The sequence below is a fragment of the Cupriavidus sp. 22TCCZM04-2 genome (genome assembly GCF_057798895.1).
The window spans coordinates 1-5306 of sequence record NZ_JBYOJS010000043.1; the positions used below are offsets into that span (position 1 = coordinate 1).

Here is a 5306-nt window from a genome sequence, read left to right on the forward strand (position 1 = left end):
CAGTGCTCGCACAGCAAAACGTGACTGGATTTTCGGATCTGGTCAGTCAGTTTTCTGAGAGTGAGCGACCGCTCGAAAGAGCGAGGACCTTCGGGTCCACACAGAGATTGAACTGAAGAGTTTGATCCTGGCTCAGATTGAACGCTGGCGGCATGCCTTACACATGCAAGTCGAACGGCAGCACGGGCTTCGGCCTGGTGGCGAGTGGCGAACGGGTGAGTAATACATCGGAACGTGCCCTGTCGTGGGGGATAACTAGTCGAAAGATTAGCTAATACCGCATACGACCTGAGGGTGAAAGCGGGGGACCGCAAGGCCTCGCGCGATAGGAGCGGCCGATGTCTGATTAGCTAGTTGGTGGGGTAAAGGCCTACCAAGGCGACGATCAGTAGCTGGTCTGAGAGGACGATCAGCCACACTGGGACTGAGACACGGCCCAGACTCCTACGGGAGGCAGCAGTGGGGAATTTTGGACAATGGGGGCAACCCTGATCCAGCAATGCCGCGTGTGTGAAGAAGGCCTTCGGGTTGTAAAGCACTTTTGTCCGGAAAGAAAACCTCTGCCCTAATACGGCGGGGGGATGACGGTACCGGAAGAATAAGCACCGGCTAACTACGTGCCAGCAGCCGCGGTAATACGTAGGGTGCGAGCGTTAATCGGAATTACTGGGCGTAAAGCGTGCGCAGGCGGTTTGATAAGACAGGCGTGAAATCCCCGAGCTTAACTTGGGAATGGCGCTTGTGACTGTCAGGCTAGAGTATGTCAGAGGGGGGTAGAATTCCACGTGTAGCAGTGAAATGCGTAGAGATGTGGAGGAATACCGATGGCGAAGGCAGCCCCCTGGGACGTCACTGACGCTCATGCACGAAAGCGTGGGGAGCAAACAGGATTAGATACCCTGGTAGTCCACGCCCTAAACGATGTCAACTAGTTGTTGGGGATTCATTTCTTCAGTAACGTAGCTAACGCGTGAAGTTGACCGCCTGGGGAGTACGGTCGCAAGATTAAAACTCAAAGGAATTGACGGGGACCCGCACAAGCGGTGGATGATGTGGATTAATTCGATGCAACGCGAAAAACCTTACCTACCCTTGACATGCCACTAACGAAGCAGAGATGCATTAGGTGCCCGAAAGGGAAAGTGGACACAGGTGCTGCATGGCTGTCGTCAGCTCGTGTCGTGAGATGTTGGGTTAAGTCCCGCAACGAGCGCAACCCTTGTCTCTAGTTGCTACGAAAGGGCACTCTAGAGAGACTGCCGGTGACAAACCGGAGGAAGGTGGGGATGACGTCAAGTCCTCATGGCCCTTATGGGTAGGGCTTCACACGTCATACAATGGTGCGTACAGAGGGTTGCCAACCCGCGAGGGGGAGCTAATCCCAGAAAACGCATCGTAGTCCGGATCGTAGTCTGCAACTCGACTACGTGAAGCTGGAATCGCTAGTAATCGCGGATCAGCATGCCGCGGTGAATACGTTCCCGGGTCTTGTACACACCGCCCGTCACACCATGGGAGTGGGTTTTGCCAGAAGTAGTTAGCCTAACCGCAAGGAGGGCGATTACCACGGCAGGGTTCATGACTGGGGTGAAGTCGTAACAAGGTAGCCGTATCGGAAGGTGCGGCTGGATCACCTCCTTTCCAGAGGCGCGCGTTCTGCGTGTCCAGTGTCCACACTTATCGGTTTGTTTGCTGTTACAGCCAAGGGTCTGTAGCTCAGGTGGTTAGAGCACCGTCTTGATAAGGCGGGGGTCGTAGGTTCAAGTCCTACCAGACCCACCAAGTTATCCGAGGGGGGATTAGCTCAGCTGGGAGAGCACCTGCTTTGCAAGCAGGGGGTCGTCGGTTCGATCCCGTCATCCTCCACCATCGCTCTGACGAGTGAGTTGCGGAAAACCTGGAATTGGTTGTCAAAGGAAAGCATTTATTGAGTGCTTCCCTTTGGCATTGCCAAGCGATCGCGGGTCTGCCCTGCGAATCGGCTGTTCTTTAACAATATGGGATGTAGTAAAGGTGTCGCGCGAGCGTTGATGAGACGCTGCAGTAACCAACGCGATACCGGGTTGTGATTGTATCAACCAAAATGTATTTAAGTGATCGAAAGATGACTTGGAATACGGCACAAATGCGAGAACTCACCTGTAGCGAAGGGTCTCACTGAGACACACTCGTTATAGGGTCAAGCGAACAAGTGCATGTGGTGGATGCCTTGGCGATCACAGGCGATGAAGGACGCGGTAGCCTGCGAAAAGCTTCGGGGAGCTGGCAAACAAGCTTTGATCCGGAGATGTCCGAATGGGGAAACCCGGCCCGAATGGGTCATCCCTGGCTGAATACATAGGCCAGGGAAGCGAACGCGGCGAACTGAAACATCTAAGTAGCTGCAGGAACAGAAATCAACCGAGATTCCCAGAGTAGTGGCGAACGAAATGGGAAGAGCCTTGTACTCTTTAGCAGTGTTGTTAGCAAAACGGGATGGAAAGCCCGGCCATAGCAGGTGATAGCCCTGTATGCGAAAACAGCGTTGTGGAACTAGGTGTACGACAAGTAGGGCGGGACACGTGAAATCCTGTCTGAAGATGGGGGGACCATCCTCCAAGGCTAAATACTCGTGATCGACCGATAGTGAACCAGTACCGTGAGGGAAAGGCGAAAAGAACCCCGGGAGGGGAGTGAAATAGATCCTGAAACCGCATGCATACAAACAGTCGGAGCCTGGAAACGGGTGACGGCGTACCTTTTGTATAATGGGTCAGCGACTTACATTCAGTGGCAAGCTTAACCGATTAGGGCAGGCGTAGCGAAAGCGAGTCCGAACAGGGCGTTCAGTCGCTGGGTGTAGACCCGAAACCAGATGATCTATCCATGGCCAGGTTGAAGGTGCGGTAACACGTACTGGAGGACCGAACCCACTAACGTTGAAAAGTTAGGGGATGAGCTGTGGATAGGGGTGAAAGGCTAAACAAATCTGGAAATAGCTGGTTCTCTCCGAAAACTATTTAGGTAGTGCCTCGTGTCTCACCTTCGGGGGTAGAGCACTGTCATGGTTGGGGGGTCTATTGCTGATTACCCCGCCATAGCAAACTCCGAATACCGAAGAGTGCAATCACGGGAGACAGACATCGGGTGCTAACGTCCGGTGTCAAGAGGGAAACAACCCAGACCGCCAGCTAAGGTCCCCAAATATAGCTAAGTGGGAAACGAAGTGGGAAGGCTAAAACAGTCAGGAGGTTGGCTTAGAAGCAGCCACCCTTTAAAGAAAGCGTAATAGCTCACTGATCGAGTCGTCCTGCGCGGAAGATGTAACGGGGCTAAGCTATATACCGAAGCTGCGGACGCACAGCAATGTGCGTGGTAGGAGAGCGTTCCGTAAGCCTGTGAAGGTGTCTTGTAAAGGATGCTGGAGGTATCGGAAGTGCGAATGCTGACATGAGTAGCGATAAAGGGGGTGAAAGGCCCCCTCGCCGTAAGCCCAAGGTTTCCTACGCAACGTTCATCGGCGTAGGGTGAGTCGGCCCCTAAGGCGAGGCAGAGATGCGTAGCTGATGGGAAGCAGGTTAATATTCCTGCACCGTCGTATGATGCGATGGGGGGACGGATCGCGGAAGGTTGTCCGGGTGTTGGAAGTCCCGGTCCCTGTAGTGGAGAAGGCGCTTAGGCAAATCCGGGCGCGTAATTCAAGGCTATGGGGCGAGCGGCCTAGTGCTGCGAAGCAATTGGAAGTGGTTCCAAGAAAAGCCTCTAAGCTTCAGTCATACGAGACCGTACCGCAAACCGACACAGGTGGGCGAGATGAGTATTCTAAGGCGCTTGAGAGAACTCGGGAGAAGGAACTCGGCAAATTGGTACCGTAACTTCGGGATAAGGTACGCCCTGGTAGCTTGACTGGCCTGCGCCAGAAGGGTGAAGGGGTTGCAATAAAATGGTGGCTGCGACTGTTTAATAAAAACACAGCACTCTGCAAACACGAAAGTGGACGTATAGGGTGTGACGCCTGCCCGGTGCCGGAAGATTAAATGATGGGGTGCAAGCTCTTGATTGAAGTCCCGGTAAACGGCGGCCGTAACTATAACGGTCCTAAGGTAGCGAAATTCCTTGTCGGGTAAGTTCCGACCTGCACGAATGGCGTAACGATGGCCACACTGTCTCCTCCCGAGACTCAGCGAAGTTGAAGTGTTTGTGATGATGCAATCTCCCCGCGGCTAGACGGAAAGACCCCATGAACCTTTACTGTAGCTTTGCATTGGACTTTGAACCGATCTGTGTAGGATAGGTGGGAGGCTTTGAAGCGTGGACGCTAGTCTACGTGGAGCCGTCCTTGAAATACCACCCTGGTTTGTTTGAGGTTCTAACCTTGGCCCGTGAATCCGGGTCGGGGACAGTGCATGGTAGGCAGTTTGACTGGGGCGGTCTCCTCCCAAAGTGTAACGGAGGAGTTCGAAGGTACGCTTGGTACGGTCGGACATCGTACCTAAAGTGCAATGGCAAAAGCGTGCTTAACTGCGAGACCGACAAGTCGAGCAGGTGCGAAAGCAGGACATAGTGATCCGGTGGTTCTGAATGGAAGGGCCATCGCTCAACGGATAAAAGGTACTCTGGGGATAACAGGCTGATACCGCCCAAGAGTTCATATCGACGGCGGTGTTTGGCACCTCGATGTCGGCTCATCTCATCCTGGGGCTGTAGCCGGTCCCAAGGGTATGGCTGTTCGCCATTTAAAGAGGTACGTGAGCTGGGTTTAAAACGTCGTGAGACAGTTTGGTCCCTATCTGCCGTGGGCGTTGGAATCTTGACGGGGGCTGCTCCTAGTACGAGAGGACCGGAGTGGACGTACCGCTGGTGTACCTGTTGTCTCGCCAGAGGCATCGCAGGGTAGCTATGTACGGAAGAGATAACCGCTGAAAGCATCTAAGCGGGAAACTCGCCTGAAGATGAGGATTCCCTGGCGGCTTGACCGCCTTGAAGGGTCGTTCGAGACCAGGACGTTGATAGGCTGGGTGTGGAAGCGCAGTAATGCGTTAAGCTAACCAGTACTAATTGCCCGTAAGGCTTGATCCTATAACCAGTGTGTTTTAGCCTGGTGAGAGAATCGCCTGTGCCGTGCGTTGACAAGCACAACCCAAGACTACAGAACTACATCCCGAATTGGTGAGGTTGACCGCGTCAGCCTCACAACCCCTTATGCCTGGTGACCATAGCGAGTTGGAACCACCCCTTCCCATCCCGAACAGGTCCGTGAAACGACTCCGCGCCGATGATAGTGCGGATTACCCGTGTGAAAGTAGGTCATCGCCAGGCTCTTACAA

General features: G+C 53.8%; 2 tRNA genes and 3 rRNA genes. All 5 read left to right on the forward strand.

Annotated elements, in window-relative coordinates:
• The first annotated feature begins 109 nt into the window (after nucleotides 1-109).
• Nucleotides 110-1641: ribosomal RNA gene (locus AC3FKG_RS29575) — 16S ribosomal RNA — on the forward strand.
• A 64-nt stretch (nucleotides 1642-1705) separates the two neighbouring features.
• Nucleotides 1706-1782, forward strand: a tRNA-Ile gene (locus tag AC3FKG_RS29580).
• Nucleotides 1783-1793: 11 nt separating this feature from the next.
• Nucleotides 1794-1869: transfer RNA gene (locus AC3FKG_RS29585), tRNA-Ala, on the forward strand.
• A gap of 308 nt (nucleotides 1870-2177) precedes the next feature.
• A 23S ribosomal RNA gene (locus tag AC3FKG_RS29590) occupies nucleotides 2178-5058 on the forward strand.
• 126 nt (nucleotides 5059-5184) lie between these two features.
• Nucleotides 5185-5298 (forward strand): 5S ribosomal RNA (gene rrf / locus AC3FKG_RS29595).
• Together the 16S, 23S and 5S rRNA genes with 2 tRNA genes alongside form the textbook arrangement of a ribosomal RNA operon.
• Nucleotides 5299-5306 lie beyond the last annotated feature (8 nt).